Source organism: Exiguobacterium sp. s101, from assembly GCF_018617835.1.
Classification (GTDB): Bacteria; Bacillota; Bacilli; order Exiguobacteriales; family Exiguobacteriaceae; genus Exiguobacterium; species Exiguobacterium marinum.
The window spans coordinates 97793-114990 of sequence record NZ_JACSKX010000008.1; the positions used below are offsets into that span (position 1 = coordinate 97793).

The 17198-nt window shown below is 49.3% G+C and carries 15 protein-coding genes; 5 read left to right on the top strand and 10 right to left on the bottom strand.

The window, feature by feature from the left end; translation table 11 throughout:
- Nucleotides 1–148: 148 nt before the first annotated feature.
- The gene (locus KNO76_RS08645; RefSeq protein ID WP_214884747.1) at nt 149–979 is read right to left on the bottom strand and encodes a DegV family protein; all 831 of its coding nucleotides are present in this window, start codon (nt 977–979) and stop codon (nt 149–151) included.
- A gap of 161 nt (nt 980–1140) precedes the next feature.
- On the opposite strand from KNO76_RS08645, the gene KNO76_RS08650 reads away from it, so the two are divergent.
- The 3 genes from KNO76_RS08650 to KNO76_RS08660 all read left to right on the top strand — a co-directional run bounded on the left by KNO76_RS08650 (nt 1141) and on the right by KNO76_RS08660 (nt 4984).
- Nucleotides 1141–1839, top strand: coding sequence for an ABC transporter ATP-binding protein (locus KNO76_RS08650; protein ID WP_214884748.1), 699 nt, complete (start codon nt 1141–1143; stop codon nt 1837–1839).
- A gap of 12 nt (nt 1840–1851) precedes the next feature.
- Nucleotides 1852–4173 carry an ABC transporter permease gene (locus KNO76_RS08655; RefSeq protein ID WP_214884750.1) on the top strand — a complete coding sequence of 774 codons (2322 nt, stop codon included), beginning with the start codon at nt 1852–1854 and terminating at the stop codon, nt 4171–4173.
- An 85-nt stretch (nt 4174–4258) separates the two neighbouring features.
- Nucleotides 4259–4984, top strand: coding sequence for a DUF4261 domain-containing protein (locus KNO76_RS08660; protein ID WP_214703336.1), 726 nt, complete (start codon nt 4259–4261; stop codon nt 4982–4984).
- A gap of 96 nt (nt 4985–5080) precedes the next feature.
- On the opposite strand, the gene KNO76_RS08665 is transcribed toward KNO76_RS08660, so the two are convergent.
- From KNO76_RS08665 to KNO76_RS08705, 9 genes are all read right to left on the bottom strand, one after another.
- Nucleotides 5081–5407, bottom strand: coding sequence for a thioredoxin family protein (locus KNO76_RS08665; protein WP_026825319.1), 327 nt, complete (start codon nt 5405–5407; stop codon nt 5081–5083).
- 19 nt (nt 5408–5426) lie between these two features.
- The gene (locus KNO76_RS08670; protein WP_214884753.1) at nt 5427–6278 is read right to left on the bottom strand and encodes a DegV family protein; all 852 of its coding nucleotides are present in this window, start codon (nt 6276–6278) and stop codon (nt 5427–5429) included.
- 136 nt (nt 6279–6414) lie between these two features.
- Nucleotides 6415–6834, bottom strand: coding sequence for an RDD family protein (locus tag KNO76_RS08675; RefSeq protein WP_214703335.1), 420 nt, complete (start codon nt 6832–6834; stop codon nt 6415–6417).
- Between the two features lie 14 nt (nt 6835–6848).
- On the bottom strand, nt 6849–7925 hold the full coding sequence (locus KNO76_RS08680) for a nitric oxide synthase oxygenase (RefSeq protein WP_214884826.1): 1077 nt from the start codon (nt 7923–7925) through the stop codon (nt 6849–6851).
- 206 nt (nt 7926–8131) lie between these two features.
- Nucleotides 8132–11053: a type I pullulanase gene (pulA, locus tag KNO76_RS08685; protein ID WP_214884756.1), complete on the bottom strand. Its 2922-nt coding sequence runs from the start codon at nt 11051–11053 to the stop codon at nt 8132–8134.
- 195 nt (nt 11054–11248) lie between these two features.
- On the bottom strand, nt 11249–12907 hold the full coding sequence (locus KNO76_RS08690) for an FAD-dependent oxidoreductase (protein ID WP_214884759.1): 1659 nt from the start codon (nt 12905–12907) through the stop codon (nt 11249–11251).
- A gap of 12 nt (nt 12908–12919) precedes the next feature.
- Entirely contained in the window at nt 12920–14206 is a 1287-nt protein-coding gene (locus tag KNO76_RS08695) for an arsenic transporter (RefSeq protein WP_214884761.1), read from the bottom strand.
- 36 nt (nt 14207–14242) lie between these two features.
- Complete coding sequence (gene arsD, locus KNO76_RS08700) at nt 14243–14602, bottom strand: arsenite efflux transporter metallochaperone ArsD (RefSeq protein ID WP_214884764.1); 360 nt, start codon at nt 14600–14602, stop codon at nt 14243–14245.
- 13 nt (nt 14603–14615) lie between these two features.
- On the bottom strand, nt 14616–14933 hold the full coding sequence (locus KNO76_RS08705; protein ID WP_214884767.1) for an ArsR/SmtB family transcription factor: 318 nt from the start codon (nt 14931–14933) through the stop codon (nt 14616–14618).
- 203 nt (nt 14934–15136) lie between these two features.
- On the opposite strand from KNO76_RS08705, the gene KNO76_RS08710 reads away from it, so the two are divergent.
- Both KNO76_RS08710 and KNO76_RS08715 read left to right on the top strand, forming a co-directional pair.
- On the top strand, nt 15137–16618 hold the full coding sequence (locus KNO76_RS08710) for a SulP family inorganic anion transporter (protein ID WP_214884771.1): 1482 nt from the start codon (nt 15137–15139) through the stop codon (nt 16616–16618).
- Between the two features lie 69 nt (nt 16619–16687).
- Complete coding sequence (locus KNO76_RS08715; protein WP_026825311.1) at nt 16688–17101, top strand: universal stress protein; 414 nt, start codon at nt 16688–16690, stop codon at nt 17099–17101.
- Nucleotides 17102–17198 lie beyond the last annotated feature (97 nt).

Genomic DNA, 17198 nt, shown 5'->3' on the forward strand with positions numbered 1-17198 from the left:
CCTTTATAAGAGGGGGCTAACCATGGACTTTTCTCTATTCCTGATTACGTTTTTGTTCATCTATTCGCTTACCATCACATTTCTCTATTTACGGAAACAGAAGAATACTTAGAAAGGGCGGCCCTCACAGAAGGACCGCCCTTAACCATTACTTCGCTTTAACATAAGAAATTCCGATTGACCCGGAGCCCGTATGCGCCCCGAGAAGTGGTGCGAGCGTATCGACTCGGATCGGAATCGTGTCACCGAGTCGTTGTTTCCACTCCTCAGCAAGTTCAGGGACGTTCCCGTGAAAAATCGAAACGTCTTGACACTCGCCGGACTCGATTGCCGCACGCAACACTTCGAACAAGTAAGCCTGTGCTTTCTTGTATGTGCGAACCGTTTGATACGGAACGATCAACCCATCCTCAAATCGTAGTACCGGTTTCAATTGAAGCATGTTCCCGATGAGCGCCTTCGATTTGGAGATTCGTCCGCCTTTTTGCATTTGTGTCAAATTTTGAATCGTCAATTCGATGCGGACGTCCTCGACGCGCACCTTCATGTAGGCTTCTACGTCTTCGAGCGCATCGCCTCGTTCGACCCGTTCAATCAACTCCTCAAGCATGAGTCCCATCGTGTAGATGCCTGCCCTTGAATCGATGGCGAGTAATTTAAAGTTCGCAATCTCGGCCCCTTGTACAGATGCCGAATACGTCCCGCTTAAGTCCGATGACAAGTGAATCGCGATTCCCATGTCATACTCTTCTTTCAATTTTTCATAGAGCGTGACAAAGTCTCCGATTGCAGGCTGACTCGTCGACACGCGCTCTCCCGCATCGATCCACTCGTATACGGTTGTCGCATCGACTTCGATTCCGTCTTTATACGGTTGGTCCCCTTTGACGACGTAAAGTGGAACGATATGAATGTCAGGATGTTTCGTTAAAGCATCCGGAAGGACAATTGTGCTGTCTGTAATATAGGCAATCTTCATGAAAAGTTCTCCCTTTAAAAAGTTTATTAGTACCTGGTTATATTATTTTATCACAGGTGAAGCGGTTTCACTATTTTTACAAAACATCCTATGTGCTTGATGACCAATCTTTTCTCGAAAAGTGTACAGTATGTATAACGAATGAAGGAGGTGTGTTTAATATGATTCAACTACAGAACGTCAATAAAATCTATAAGACAGGCGATGTGGAAACAGCCGCCTTGAAAGACATCGACCTCACCATCCGTGAGGGCGCGTTCGTCGTGATTCTTGGTCCGAGCGGAAGTGGGAAAAGTACACTACTCAATGTCATCAGTGGGCTCGACACCGTCACATCCGGCAAAATCACGTTCGGGGACACCATCCTGACTGATTTGTCTACTGAGCAGATGACGTCATTTCGACGCGATCACCTCGGCTTTATCTTTCAACAATACAACCTCCTTCAAAACTTGACCGTCTATGAGAACGTGCAACTCGGATCCGATCTATCGAAAGACCCACTCTCGATCGATGACCTACTCGAACAGGTCGGACTCGCGGCAGCACGTGATAAATACCCGTATCAATTGTCCGGTGGCGAACAGCAACGCGTCTCGGTCGCCCGTAGCCTTGCTAAAAATCCGGCCCTCGTCTTTTGTGACGAACCGACGGGGTCGCTCGACGAAGAAAATTCGAAAAAGGTGCTTGAGCTGTTAGAGCGTTTGAACGAGACATACAAAAAAACAATTGTCGTCATCACGCACAACAATGGCATCAGTGAGATGGCAGACGATGTCATCAAGATGAACTCCGGTCGAATCACTGAAGTGACCCACCATGACATCCGGGTCGCGGCACGGGACATCCATTGGGGATAAGGAGGTGGTGATATGCTTTATAAAAATGTATGGAAGACATTAAGTAAAAAATGGATGCAACTCCTTGCCATTGCTATCATCATCGTCATGAGTTCGCTCACATACACGATGATGTTTTACGGCATCAGCGGAATCGAGGTCCCGACCGAAGAATATCTAGAGCAATCGAACCAAGAAGATTTCGCCATTGAAATGCTCAACCGGGTAACGGAAGAAGAGCTGCGTGACCCCGATGTCGCCGCCCTAGCAAGTACAGGTACTTTCACCTTATCAGACATCAAACGAGCCGATGAGGGCGTCTTCAACCGTCTCATCACCTCACGAATTGATGCGGTCGAAAAAGAAATGCCGGATGCGACGATTGAACTGCGCGATTTGAAAGCCATCACGTACACACTCGATGGTGCCGAACATCGCGGACTGTTAATTAAAGAATCGGACACGATCAATCGCTCCTACCTTGAAGCAGGTGACAGACCGAACACGAACGACGAGGTAGCCCTCAATAAAAAATACGCAGAAGAGAACGGGATTGAAGTCGGGGACATGATCGATCTCGGTCGACCGTTCACAGTGAGCGGGTTTGTCCTCTTCCCCGACTACACGCTTCCACTCTTCGATGATAATTTATTCAATCTTGACCCGGGTTCGCAAACGCTTCTTCTCATGACGGATGAATCGTTCGAGTCAATTGTCGGACAAGAGTCATTCCGATTATCAGGTGTGACCGACCAAACGGTTGAGACCGACCTCGAACTACCTTTTGTCGTCTCGGTCATGGAAACCGAGAACATAATCCGAAGCGGCGCCATCTATAGTGAAATTTCATCCGGGAAGGCGATGGCCCTCGGACTCAGTTTGTTTATCGTTTCAATCGCCGTCATCATCGTCGCCATTCTAATCTCGAATATGCTCGAGGCCGAACGTGGTCAAATTGGACTGTTAAAAGCAATCGGATATAGTCGCCGTCAAATCGCCGCGCCTTATCTAGTGATTATCTTAATTTTCGCTTTCTTCATGCTCATCATCGGTTATTTCCTCGGACTCTATTTCGCAAATCCATTAAAAGAACTGTATCTCGACTTTTATCTCTTGCCGTCCATCGCGATTGCCCAAAGTTCGCTTGTCTTTTTGACGGCTGTATTTGCCCCACTGTTCTTCTTCGCGCTTGTCGCGGGCGGGGTCATCTATAAAATCATGGGAGAGAGCGCCCTCGCCCTCCTGTCACCGCGAGACAATGTCTCGCTCAATCGACTCAGCCGTCTCGTCAGTCGACTGATGAAACAGGCGAGCGGCAAGACGAAATTTAAATATTTGTACGCGGTTAAGAGCACGGGGAGCTTCTTGATTTTCTTCCTCGGCATCTTGTTCTCAACAATCCTCATCATCTTCGCCCTCATGATGAACGGTGCCGTCGACCGAATGACCGTGGGAGGATTGAACGATGCCGTCTATGAATATGAAGCCTATACGGATTCGACACCGACTGTAGAAGAGGGGCAAGAGCCGTTCCTCACCTACCCGTTCGCCTTTGTCGAAGACAAACTCATCACTTTGAAAGGGTTGAGTGACGACAACACATTGTTTCCGCTTCGGAATGAGGACGGGGACAAGTTGGTACCGGAATCCGGTGGGTTGATCGTCTCTTCCTCGCTTGCCCTGAAACTCGGTCTTGAGACCGGACAAGAAATTGACGTTGACCTCGACGGAGACACGCTAACGTACCCGATCATCGGCATCGCCGATGAATTTTCCGGAGACTTCGCCTACCTGTCTCGAACAGAATTGAGTGAACTGTTAAGTGACGGAGTGACAGATAGCCTGTTCAACGGGATTTATGCGACGGAGCGTCCGAATGAGTCGGATTATCCGACCATTTTGTCCCGCCAAGGATTGATTGAGCAGTCCGAGTCGATCAATCAATATATGAATTTCATGATGAACGTCTTAATCGGCGGAGCATCCCTCATCGCCTTCAGTATCCTGTTCGTTCTGACGGCGCTCACGGTCGAGAAGAACTATTACGTGATCTCGCTTTTAAAAGTGATGGGGTATCAGAAACGAGAAGTCCGCTCGATGATTCTGAACAGCTACTTCATCTACGCACTCGTCTCTGCTCTCTTGAGTATTCCGATTGCCCTGTTGACACTCCGAGTCATCATCGTCGTTTTCGCAGAAGATTATGGGCTCGTTCTTCCGCTTGAATTCGAATGGATTTATATTGTCTACACGCTTGGCGCGGTCGCTCTCCTCTTCTTCATGAGCACGTTCGTCAGCCGACGAAAGATCGATCAAATCCCACTTCAGGAAGTATTAAAGTCATATCAAGAATAATTTATGCCAAAATAGGGCATAATAGAGGATAGACCAGACCTCTCTTGAGGAGGGGTCTGACTTTTTGCAGAAAAGGATGATTGACATGAATCGTACACAAGTTATGCTCGCCATTCCCGGAAACTGGTCTTCCGTAGAAGGCGTAAGCGAACAAATCAGTTTACATAGTGAAGGCTACACAATGGCCGGTCTGCTGTTGCTTGAAGACGAAACAGGAAAAGCGTTCACCGTAGAAGCCGTAGAACGTGACCCTGCTCTAGCCGAGGCAATGATTCACGCGAGCTCCGGCGGATTCACACCGAAAATCGCGAAAGGACTCGCACGTCACACACACGTCGTCTACTTGATTGTCGACGTCAACGATTTGACAGACGTCGCTGCGGCACGTCGAGCCGCGAACGCCGTATTAAACGCAGGCGGGCTCGGTGTCATGGTCGAATCGGCCGGCGTCGCCTACTCAAAAGAAGAATGGCAGGAGTCAAAAGAAGCAGATCTCGCGCTCGACTATTCACTCCTCACCGCAATCACGGAAGAAGAGAACGCCTATATGTCATGGGGAATGAAAGCGTTCGGTCATGCAGATGTGGCCGTGCCGATGACACTCGATATTGAAGATGCCATCCACGTGATTCACTCGTTCAACTTCCATCTCATCTCAGGAGGAACGATGTTCGGTGATGGTGACCGATTCGCTTTCGAAGACGGTCGTGCCTTCACGGTCGAAATGGGCGAAGACGAGCGGACGACGATTGACAACTTGTTGCATAACCCTTTCGGCTTGATTTACCTCGTGCCGCAAGCAGCAGAATAACCTGTCGGAGTGCCGTTAACGGTGCTCCGTTTTTTATTTTCAATATTTTCACCTCACTAAAAAACCTTCATCCGATGAATGGATGAAGGTTCATGTTCATGCTTGTCTCATTTCTTGCATACGTTCGAGTTGATGCGTCAGTTCACCGATTGGGACAAATCGTGCCCGGCGCAGCATCTCTTTCCCATTGATGAAAAAGAGGACGACCGGTACGGTGAAAATGGAGAAAGTTCCTGCTATTTCAGGGACTTCGTCCGAATCCACCGCAACTGATTCGATTTCAGGGAACTGTTGGAGCATCTCTTCGATTTGAGGTTTCAGCGCATGACAGACACTGCACCCTGGATGAGAGACATAGACGAGCAGTTGTTCCACGCCCGCAATCCGTTCATTCAATCCAGTCAAGGTTGTCATTGCTTCCATCCTGCATTCCTCCTATTTGTTAAGCGTCGAGCCACAAGACACCGACAGTTTCAAAGCCGGCATGTACCGCGATGGATGGACAGAATCGTGTCCGTACCACTTCGAGGTCCGATAATTTCGACTCGATGAGCGCGACAAAGTCGTCTTGCATCTTTGGTGAGAGTGCCGTCTGGACGAATACACGGTTATCCTTCACACCGTTCTCCGCATGACAACGTTCGAGTTCGCCAACCATCTCCGCATACGCCTTCTTCAACGAACGTGCCTTTTTAAACGGAATGACTTTTCCTGTCTCATCGAGCGTGATAATCGGTTTGATGTTCAAGATGTTCGCAAGGAACATCTCTCCGGAAGAAACTCGACCGCCCCGGCGCATCGTTTCCATGTTGCCGATAATCATGAAGAAGTTCTTCTTGTCGCGCCATGCCTCGAGCAGTGCGACGATCTCTTCGACCGACTTGCCTTCTTGTTCGGCGGCCTTACCGATTCGAACGAGTTCTTGTTGCGCTTCGAGCGCAGCATGCGAGTCAATCGTATATACTTTGAAGTCAGCCGCTTCTGCCGCTGCTTTTGAGTTTTTCGCTGTGCTGCTCAATCCGTTCGAACAATGGACGGCGATGGCACAATCGTACCCTTCCTCTTTTAAGCGCTCATAGCGCCCGATGAAATCTCCGAAAATCGGTTGTGACGTCTTCGCTTCTTTCTTTTGGTCAATCATATACCGATGTAAGTCTTCAAGCGAGAGATTTGTTTCACTATAGCCGTTACCGTCCACAATCAACTGAATCGGAACGATATCTACACCGAGTCGTGCTGCTTCTTCTTGGGAGAAGTTGGCCATGCTGTCGGTAATCCATGCGATTTTTGTCATAACTAAAGATCCTCCAATGGTCGTTCATTTTTGTCCAATCTCATTATACCTTATTTTTTGCCCCTATTCCTAGCCGACTGCTAGCCGTCTGAATGAGACGAAAAAACAGAGCGACACGCGGTCGCCCTGCCTCTCTTCACTTCGTCGAAATCAATTTCGTATGGGCGAATTCGTCATGCGGCAACTCGAGGTCCTTGTTTGACTTCATCTGTTGGAGTGCCCGAATTAAGGGAATCCCGAGCGTCGCCGGATAGACGACATCTTTATACAGCGTCCGTTTGATGACTTGCTCAAAGGAAAGCGGACGTCCATCTGCACTCACGACCTTGATTCCAACGATACGGTCACCTAGTGTCTGACCATTTCGATACAGCATACAGTAGACTTCTCCGGCCATCGTCACAACGGTCGGGAAGTAGTACCGTTTTATTTCTTTGTCCGGCCATACTTTTTTACGGATGGCCTTTTCAATCAGCTTGGCCGGTGTCTGAAAGACGACTTGGTCGATTTGACCGGCAACGGCTCGTTTCCAAAGCGGGACTGCCACAGTAATCATCCTTTCTCTCGGTTCTAGCCTTTCAATTCCTCTTTTACCGGCTGACGAAACCCTGAGAAGGGACATCCGCTTCTCGCAAACAAGTTCGGTGTTTTGATAACGTCATCATAATGCTCGTGGAAGACGTGCGTCGTCGCTGGGGATAAAGGCGGGATGAGCCAACTCCATTGTCCGGTGACGTCACGCCCCGCTTCTAGCTCATTTTTTTCGAACCGTTTGAACTGTTTAGCGGCGGTATGATGATCGACGATCGTAACACCCGCTCGTTCAAACGATTGCAGGACGGCGATATTCAATTCAACGAGAGCCCGGTCACGCCAAAGTGAGCGTTCTTTTGTCGTCTCAAGCCCGAGCGACCGTCCGACAAGTGGCAACAAGTCATAGCGGTCCGTGTCTGCTAAATTGCGCGCCCCGATTTCCGTCTCCATATACCAACCGTTGAATGGGATCGACGTAAACCGAAGCCCACCGATCTCAAGCTCCATATCGGTGATCGCCGGAAGAGCATGCCATTTGATCGCTCGCCCGTCAAACAAGTCAACGTCTTCATGTTCGATGTCCACTTCGAGCACTGCCTCACTTGGCAATTCGTAGAGACGAACATCCTGACCATCTGTGATCATGAGCGGAAGAACATCAAACGGAGTCCCGGAACCGATCCATCCAAGTTGTTCGGCCCGTTTCGTCATCGTGACAGACATCGGGTCTCCGATAATCCCGTCTGGCGTCTCATATCCTGCGTATCGAATCAGTTGTGCATTTAACAATTGGAACTCGTTCGGAAGGACCGTCATCGTCGAACGGATTTTCCCCTCGTTCGTGGCGAAATGAAGGTGATCGACCAGTCGAGCGTAGACATCGTCAAACGTATCGGCATCACGGGCGTCAATCACATGAAGCGTCTGCCAAAACAAACGTCCGATGCAACGATTCGAGTTTCGCCACGCCATCTTGGCCCCTTCCGACAACTCTTCTGTCGTCAATGTGTAAGTACCTGTTCGCTCAATTTCATCTTTTATTTGTCTTAGGCGTTCAGAAGGGTCGTCATGCCATTGTCGCATCCAGTCGCTCGCTTGGTCGTATAGGTTCATCTCATAAGTCTCCTCACTCATTCTCTTTTTCTCCATCTTAGAGAAAAGAAGACCCTTGTTTCAACTATCTATTCTTTCGCGTGACAGTCTCGATCTGTATGACCGTCTTTTTTTGAGCGCAATGTAAAACATCCTTCATCTTGTGTCGGTCCCCTAGTGAACTTGCATATCCAAAAAACCCCACTCGTTAAAAGTGGGGTCAAAGCTTAGTCGCGCTCGAGGACGAACGTCTTGTAGGCTGGAACACGAATCTTACCTGATACGTGCTTGATTGTTTTCGTTCCGGCACGGTTACCATCGACAATCACGTTCCACTTCCCTTTCGGAAGAGTGATTCGGACATTTGTCGGGTTGGCGTTATGCGTGATGAACAAGTCATTCTTTTGACCAGGTGCATCTTCATCAATCGTGTACGTGATGACGTTCGCTTCCGCTTTATGGAACGTCAAAAATTGTTTCACGTCGCTCGCTTTCGTCATCCGGAGACCAGGGTTTGCCTTACGCATCTCAATCAACCCTTTCATGTACTGGACGTCCGCCTTGCGGTCTGCTGCCCGTTTCCAATCGAGTTGGTTGATCGAGTCCGGTGATTTGTAAGAGTTGTGATCCCCTTCCTTCGTGCGCATGAATTCTTGCCCAGCGTGAAGGAATGTCGTCCCTTGACTCGTTAGTAGGATACTTGATGCGAGCCGATGCATCTTCGTTTTATTGAATTCAGATGCGATTGGGTTCGTCAACTCCAACTTATCCCAAAGTGTGTGATTATCGTGGGCTTCGACGTATGTGATGGCTTGCGTCGGTTCTTTCGTGAATCCTTTAATCGTGTCGCTATAAGCGATTTCTCCGACGATTCCCGTCTTCACGCGATTTTCCATGCCTTCTTTTCCGTTGACGAAACCTTTGTCCTCATCGTAGAAGACGCTCCCCTTCAAGCCGTCACGGATATTGTCGTTGAAGTGTGCGACTCCCGGCATGTCGTAGGCGTTCTTTTGATTTGCTTTTAATTCGGCATCGAGTGGTGTGCCGAGGTCCCATCCTTCTCCGAAGACGAGGATTGACTTGTCGACTCGATTCAACTCCGAACGAACTTTATTCATCGTCTCGACGTCATGGATGCCCATCAAGTCGAAACGGAATCCGTCCCAATGATATTCTTTCGCCCAATAGATGACCGAGTCGACGATGAGTTTTTGCATCATCGCTCGTTCGGACGCGGTATCGTTCCCGACACCCGTCCCGTTGGCGAAGTCCCCACCTTCTGTATAACGATAGTAGTAACCTGGTACGATTTTATGCAAATTCGACGCCTGGGCATCAAACATATGGTTATATACCACGTCCATGACCGCACGTAGGTTGTTGTCATGTAAACCTTGAATCATCTGCTTCGTTTCCATGATGCGTACTTTTGCATCGTAAGGATTTGTTGAATACGACCCTTCTGGCGCATTATAGTTTTTCGGGTCGTATCCCCAGTTGTATGTCGCCATCGGATTCGTCTCATCGACCGATGCCGTGTTGAAGTCATAGACAGGAATGAACTGGACATGTGTTACGCCAAGGTCTTTGACGTGGTCGAGTCCTGTTTTCGTCGCCGTCTTTTTACCGTCGATGAGGAGACGTGTTCCTGGTTCGATGACACCGAGGTATTTCCCTTTGTTTTTGATACCTGAGTCATACTTATCCGTCTTCACATCAAAGATTGAAAGGTCACGGACATGTGTCTCATAGATAATCGCATCCGTTGACTGCTTCAACTTCGGCTTCATCGAGTTCCATCGTTTCGGGTCTGTTTCTTTCAGATCGACGACGACGCCCTGATCACCATTCACACCGACAGCCGTCGCATACGGATCGACCGCACGAACCTTACCTGTCGCATGTGTCACTTGGTACGTATAGCCGATGCCGTCAAGGTCACCGCGTACTTCCGTCACCCACGTGCCACGCTCACCGCGTTTCATCTTGATGGCTTTTTTCATATCTTTATCGTTCGTTGGTCGGTCTGTCGGCATATTCCAAAGCTCGAGCTCGACTTGTTGAGCCGTCGGTGCCCAAAGAACAAACTTTGTTTTTGATTTTTGGTACGTGATGCCGAGTTTACCATCATACGCATATTTCGCGTCGAATTCTTTCGAGCGAAGCACCTTGCCGGCTTGAAGTGTCTGTTCGCCGTATTCCGGATGCGACGCTTGAATAATCTTCGCTAAATCGATGTCTTCTGTAAATTGAATCGTGACCGACTTGTCTCCGGTCTTTTCAATCGACTCAACCGTTGCACCGTCTACGCTCAATTCATCGATGAACGCGTCTGTAATGGCACGGTTCGTCGTGAGTGTCGCTTGTCGGAACGTATCCGCCGAGAACGCGACGAGTTTAGGGGAACGGTCGATTTGTGGCTCTGAATAATAGATGGTCGAATCTCCTTCAACGAGCCAAATCTCTTTCGCTGTACCGAGAACAAAACGGTCTTCGCCGTCCTTCTCCGTCCATTCTCCTTTTTTCGTGATTAAACCCATCAATTTTTTCGATTCCGGGTTGGCGAGTTTCACGTTCGCGATGGCGCCGAATGAATCGGTCTCATCGAACGTGATGCTCTGTCCGTCCCCGCCGTCCGGCCAAGCCCATAGACCCCAGTCCGTGTATGTATTGTCGTAACGGAAATAGTGAACTTTCATGTCGATTTCCGTTGAAACCGTCTCCCCGTCCGGGTTTGACGTATAAATCGTCGGGTCGCCTGACTTGATCCAAACTTCCGCGACACCGTCTTGGATCATATCGTTCGTGATGAAGCGGTCATTCTCCGACCCTTTATCTTTGTCCCAATTGTCCGTTCGGACGATGAGACCGATCTTTTCAGGTGAGTCGACCGGGAATTCATAAGCCGCCACTTTTCCAAATGAATCCTCCCCATTAAACGTGAAGCCTTTATTCGGGAAGTAATCTGGGCCATTTGCCCAAAGCCATAAGTTCCAATCCTTTTCATTATCCGGCGCCTCTTGATAATGGACGACGACTAAAGTCGACTCCCCTTTATCTAAAGCGGACGTCGGCATCGGAAACATTGACAGAATTAGTGCAAACGTTAGCACAACTGCCCATACGGGTTTCCATTGTTTTTTGACCATGAGGGTCCCTCCTTGTAGCACCATTTTAAGAAAACGCTTACACAAAAATTGTAAACGGTTTCCTTTAACGAAGCAATGTTATTTTAGAAAAGGGTCAATTGGCATCAGTTGATGGGAATGTCACCTGAGGAATATGGACTAAAGAGAGTTCTGTTCACAAAAAACGACGTCCGTATGACTCGGACGTCGTCTTGTTTAGTTCCCGTACTTTTTGAATAACTGATAGTTTTTGTTACCGCCCGACAAGTTGTACACGTCGGTGAATCCGAGGTTACGGAGCACGTTCTGTGCCGCGTTCCCCGTCACTCCGCCGTTACAGTAGACGACGGTCGGTTTGTTTTTGTCCATGTCATTCGCCGCTTCCCGGAGATTACCGAGCGGGACGTTGACCGCACAATCGACACATGCCTTCTCGAACTGTGCTGCTTTACGCGTATCGATGATTTGCATGTCTTCGCCTGCGTCGATCCGTGTCTGAAGCTCGGCCGGTGTGATGAGTCGTGCCGCCTTGTCGATGCTGTTCGAAAGGACCATCCCCGTATACATGACCGGATCTTTCGTCGTCGAGAACGGTGGTGCGTAGGCAAGGTCGAGGTGGAACAAATCATCTACTTTTGCCTTGAGCGTGATCGCCGTGACGAAGACGTCGATTCGCTTGTCGACCCCTTCGAATCCGACAATTTGGACGCCGAGCAGTTGACGTGTCGCACGGTCCGCGACTGCTTTAATCGTCATATCTTTTCCACCCATATAGGCTGGTTTATCCGGTTTCGTGTTATGAAGCACCTCAATATCGTACCCGAGTTCACGCGCTTCTTTTTCGGCGAGACCCGTCTGCGCCACGGCAAGTCCAAACACTTTGAAGATGCCCGTACCGAGAATGCCCCGATGTTCGAGATGTCCTCCCGTGATGACGTCTCCTGCGGTCCGCCCCATCTTATTCGCTGTCGAACCGAGCGGGCGCCAGATTGGTTTACCTGTCACGATGGAGAAGCTCTCCGCGACGTCACCGGCGGCATACACGTCTGAGACGTTCGTCTCCATCCGCTCATTGACGGCAATCGCACCCGTTTCACCCAATTTGACACCCATTTGCATAGCGAGTTCGACGTTCGGACGGACCCCGACCGATAGGATGACGAAATCTGTCTCAATCGTCTTCCCACTCTCGGTGACGACACGCTCCACATGACCGTCACCAATGAGTTCCGTCACCGTCTCACCGAGCATGAGCTCAATCCCGTTCTGTTCGAGATGCTCTTCGACGCGGCATGCCATGTCCTTGTCGAGTGGGGGCATGACTTGCGGCACGCGCTCGATGATAGTGACCTCCACACCGCGAAGTTTCAACTGTTCGGCCATCTCAAGACCGATGAAGCCGGCCCCGATAATCGTCGCATGTTTTGGGTCTGTCGAATCCAAGAACGAACGTGTAGCTTCCGCGTGTTGGATGTTTCGAATTGGGAAGACGTTGTCCGATTTCACTCCAGGAATCGGTGGGACGATGCTTGTCGCCCCTGTCGCGAGGACGAGGACGTCATACGAGTCCGTGAACGTCTCACCGGTATCTAAGTTTTCAACCGTCACCGTTTTCGCATCCTTGTCGACCGCTGTCACGTTATGTCGTGTCATGACGTCGATGTTATACCGTTTCTTAAAGAAGGCGGCGTCACGCGGCGTCAAGTCATCACGTGATTCGACTTCTCCACCGACATAGTAAGGAATCCCACATCCCGAATACGAGATATCGTAATCCCGGTCGTAAATCGTAATCTGTGCATCTTCGTTGTTACGACGTGCCTTTGCTGCAACGGATGTCCCCGCTGCGACCGAACCGATAATCACTAATTTCATAAAAACAACTCCTTAATAAATTAGTAAGCTGATATACAAACCAAATAGTGTGATGGCGAGTGTAGGAATCGTCAGGATGATCCCAACTTTAAAATATTCACCCCATCCAATTCTCAACCCTTTTGTCCAAAGTACGTGGAGCCATAATAATGTCGCGAGCGACCCGATCGGCGTAATCTTTGGACCTAAGTCTGAGCCGATGACATTCGCATAAATGAGCGCGTCCCGAGTCTGGCCGGTCGTATTCGTCAAGTCGATGGCGAGCGCATCAATCATGACGGTCGGCATATTATTCATGACTGAGGACAAGACGGCAACCAAAAATCCCATTCCGAACGTCGCACTGAACGCATTCACCGCAAACCAGTCGATAAAGTTCGCAAGCACTTGTGTGAGTCCGGCGTTCTGTAATCCATAAACAACGACGTACATGCCGAGCGAGAAGAAGACGATGGCCCACGGTGCTCCTTTGACGACTTGTGTCGTCTCTACCGCAGCTGAACGGTTCGCCATCACCAAGAAAAATAGGGCGATGACAGCGGCGACGAGTGAGACCGGGATGCCAATCAAGTCACTCGTAAAGTAACCGATGACGAGTAACGCGAGCACGACCCACGATAAGCGGAACATCGTATGGTCTTTGATGACTGACGCAGGTTTAGCCAATTGAGATGCATCATACTGTTTCGGGATGTCTTTTCTGAAGTACAAATACAATACGAGTAGACTGCCCGCAACCGCAAAGACGTTGACGAACACCATCCGTGCCGCATACTCGGCGAACCCGATTCCGAAGAAGTCGGCCGAGACGATATTGACCAGGTTCGACACGATGAACGGCAAACTCGCTGTATCGGCGATAAATCCAGAGGCCATGACGTACGCCAAGACGACCGCGTCCGGCAGCTTGAGAGCCCGGACCATCGCTAAGACGATCGGCGTCAAGATGAGCGCCACCCCGTCGTTTGCAAATAGTGCCGCAACGAGCGCACCGAGTAGCGTGATGTAGACGAATAACTTCACTCCACCACCTTTTGCGATTCGGGCCATATGTAATGCGGCCCATTCGAAAAATCCAATCTCGTCTAAAATGAGCGAAATGATGATAATCGCGATGAATGTGAACGTCGCGTTCCAAATGATACCCCATACTGTTCCAACATCGTCAAAATTGACGACGCCCGAAATGAGGGCAATGACGGCCATCCCCATCGCCGAGTAACCGATGCCGAGGCCTTTCGGTTGCTTAATGATGAGGAAAAGCGTCACGAGAAAAATTAAACTAGCAATCCACTGCACAATGAGTTCCTCCAATAATTTCTATTGAGTATCTCCTTATTTCTTGAGTGAGATTCGAACTTTCGGTTTTTCTCCATCTTTCTTGGCAAATGCGTCAATCGGTAACCACGTCAATTCTGCTATCTCTTCATTCGTCAAATAAGCGCCACGCTTCATGATCTCGCCGTTCACGAGGGTCAGTGGAAGCGATTCGAGACCGTTCACGATTTCAGCTTGGACGGTGTCATTCTCAACGAATCGATTCGGTTCAGATGCCAGGTTATAACGAACAACATCAAATCCTCGCTGTTTTAACACATAGTGGACTGTCGCGATTCGCGTCAGTTCCGGGTCGATTGACGGACCACATAATCCTGTCGGGCAGCACATGGCTGGTTCGAACACTTCAAGTTTCATCGTTGACTCCTCCTCAAATCGCACAATCGGTGTCACAGTCGCAACTCATATCGACCGTCTCAATCTTGTCGAGTAAATCGACGACGATCCCATAAAACGGGCTCGTCTCGTTCAATCGATAGTGAATCCACTGTTTGTCCCGGCGCTCTAATAAAAGTCCCGCCTGACGCAACATTTTTAAGTGACGGCTGATCGCCGGTTGCGAGATGTCGAAACGATCGACGAAGCTACAGGCACACTGTTCGCCTGCTTCCATCTGTTTCAACATCGTCAACCGGGTCGGGTCACCGAGCACCTTGAGTAATTTACTCAGTTCATCTACAGCGTACATATTTATTCCCCACCTCTCATATAACTTTTTCGTTATATAACCTGTACGTTATGAAAATAACATAGTTTTTAACACGAAGCAATTGTCATTTTGGGTTGAATTCGGTATGATGAAACACGTTGAAAATGTCAGAATCCATTATTTTGATTTTCGTGAGACTCGAAAATCAAATCATCATATTATAAAGAGAAAGGTGTGTTCTTTTGGAAAGATTGAATACGTTGAAACACGAATGGCTCGGAAATGTCCGAGCCGACATTTTAGCCGGGATTGTCGTCGCCCTAGCGCTCATCCCGGAAGCCATCGCCTTCTCCCTCATCGCGGGAGTCAACCCGATGGTCGGACTGTATGCCTCATTCATTATCGCTATGGTCATCTCAATCGCCGGAGGCCGTCCTGCGATGATTTCGGCTGCAACTGGTGCGATGGCGCTCGTCATCGTTTCACTCGTCGCCGACCATGGTCTCCAGTACTTGCTCGCCGCCGGTATTTTGACCGGGATCATTCAAATCATTCTCGGCTACTTCGGCATCGCCCGGTTGATGAAATTCATTCCGCGCGCCGTCATGGTCGGTTTCGTCAATGCGCTCGCCATTTTGATTTTCCAGGCACAATTGTCAAACTTTGAAGGCGAAAGCTGGATCATCTGGGCGATTGTCGCCGCATCACTCGCCATCATCTTCTTGTTCCCACGTGTCACGAAAGCGATCCCGGCTCCGCTCATCGCGATTGTCGTCATGACCATTCTCGCGATTACATTCGGACTTGATACGAAAAATATTGGAGATATGGGGACGATTTCAGCTACGCTTCCAGACTTCTTGTTCCCGGATGTGCCGTTCACGCTCGAGACACTTATGATTATCTTGCCGTACTCGATTTCGCTCGCCTTTGTCGGATTGATTGAATCGCTCTTGACGGCGCAAATCGTCGATGACATGACAGGTACAGATTCCAACAAAAACCGCGAATCACGCGGACAAGGAATTTCGAACATCATCGCCGGATTCTTCGGTGGGATGCCAGGATGTGCGATGATCGGTCAATCTGTCATCAACGTTTCGTCAGGTGCGCGTGGTCGTCTGTCGACGTTCACAGCCGGACTTGCACTCTTCATCATGATCATGACGATGAGTGATGTACTCATGCTTATCCCGGTCGGTGCGCTTGTCGGAGTCATGTTCTTCGTATCGTATGCAACATTTGACTGGGGCTCGCTCAAAGCGATGCGCACCGCTCAAAAGTCGGATACGGTCGTCATGCTCGTCACGGTCCTCGTTACCGTCTTCACACATGATCTGTCCCTCGGGGTACTCGGTGGAATCTTGACGGCTGCGATTTTATTCGCCGCCAAAATTTCAAAGATCGACCTCGGTCGCCAAGTTACTTCAAACCGCGTAGATTATACAGTCAACGGACAGCTGTTCTTCGCTTCGACGTCTGAATTTGTCAACCAGTTCGATATTACAGAAGATATCGACGCAGGAACCAACACAGTCACAATCGACTTTGCGAACACGCATCTTTGGGATGATTCGGCCATCGGTGCCATCGATAAGGTCGTCTTTAAATACCGAGAAGTCGGAATCGAACCGGAACTTCTTAACTTGAACAAAGACTCGGAAAAACTGCTCAACACTCTCGCGCTTCACTTGAAGCAACAAGATACGAACGCCGGTCACTGATTCGTCATTTCCCCTGTTCGGCAAATCACCTATACTAAAAGTAGAACGTGCGAAAGAGGAGGAGTTTTCATGGGAAAGGTATTTTTAGCGGCAGATGGTTCTGCCCACTCGAAACGTGCGCTTGAAAAAGCGATTCAACTTGCAAAGGCGTCGAATGCGTCAATCGATATCGTTCACGTCATCAGTGCGAAAGAATCGAAGGAAGCGGCTCTCAATTCGACAGGTAAAATCGATTTGGAGACGAAGCGTAAACAGATGCTCAAGCCATTGTTTGACTTGGCGGAAGCGGAAGGAATCCATTACGAATATATTGAGCTCCGAGGCGAACCGGACGTTGAACTCGTCAAATATGCGAATCACGAGCCTTATGAATATGTCGTTGTCGGCTCGCGCGGCTTAAATACGTTCCAAGAGTTCGTGCTCGGTAGCGTGAGTCATAAACTCGCCAAACGCGCGCTCGCTCCTGTCATCATCGTCAAATGATCCGTTTTCCCCATCTCCATGTGAGATGGGGATTTTTTGTGTCACATACAGGGGACCTTTCGTTCGTGTAGAATGAGTTAAAGATTGTTTACTTCAA

Coding starts and splice junctions, on each gene's coding strand:
- KNO76_RS08680 (WP_214884826.1), bottom strand. CDS start 7,925: ATGAACCTATACGACCAAGCGAGCGACTGGATGCGACAATGGCATGAC.
- KNO76_RS08715 (WP_026825311.1), top strand. CDS start 16,688: ATGGGAAAGGTATTTTTAGCGGCAGATGGTTCTGCCCACTCGAAACGT.
- pulA (WP_214884756.1), bottom strand. CDS start 11,053: ATGGTCAAAAAACAATGGAAACCCGTATGGGCAGTTGTGCTAACGTTT.
- arsD (WP_214884764.1), bottom strand. CDS start 14,602: ATGAAACTTGAAGTGTTCGAACCAGCCATGTGCTGCCCGACAGGATTA.
- KNO76_RS08645 (WP_214884747.1), bottom strand. CDS start 979: ATGAAGATTGCCTATATTACAGACAGCACAATTGTCCTTCCGGATGCT.
- KNO76_RS08655 (WP_214884750.1), top strand. CDS start 1,852: ATGCTTTATAAAAATGTATGGAAGACATTAAGTAAAAAATGGATGCAA.
- KNO76_RS08670 (WP_214884753.1), bottom strand. CDS start 6,278: ATGACAAAAATCGCATGGATTACCGACAGCATGGCCAACTTCTCCCAA.
- KNO76_RS08665 (WP_026825319.1), bottom strand. CDS start 5,407: ATGGAAGCAATGACAACCTTGACTGGATTGAATGAACGGATTGCGGGC.
- KNO76_RS08650 (WP_214884748.1), top strand. CDS start 1,141: ATGATTCAACTACAGAACGTCAATAAAATCTATAAGACAGGCGATGTG.
- KNO76_RS08675 (WP_214703335.1), bottom strand. CDS start 6,834: ATGATTACTGTGGCAGTCCCGCTTTGGAAACGAGCCGTTGCCGGTCAA.
- KNO76_RS08705 (WP_214884767.1), bottom strand. CDS start 14,933: ATGTACGCTGTAGATGAACTGAGTAAATTACTCAAGGTGCTCGGTGAC.
- KNO76_RS08690 (WP_214884759.1), bottom strand. CDS start 12,907: ATGAAATTAGTGATTATCGGTTCGGTCGCAGCGGGGACATCCGTTGCA.
- KNO76_RS08660 (WP_214703336.1), top strand. CDS start 4,259: ATGAATCGTACACAAGTTATGCTCGCCATTCCCGGAAACTGGTCTTCC.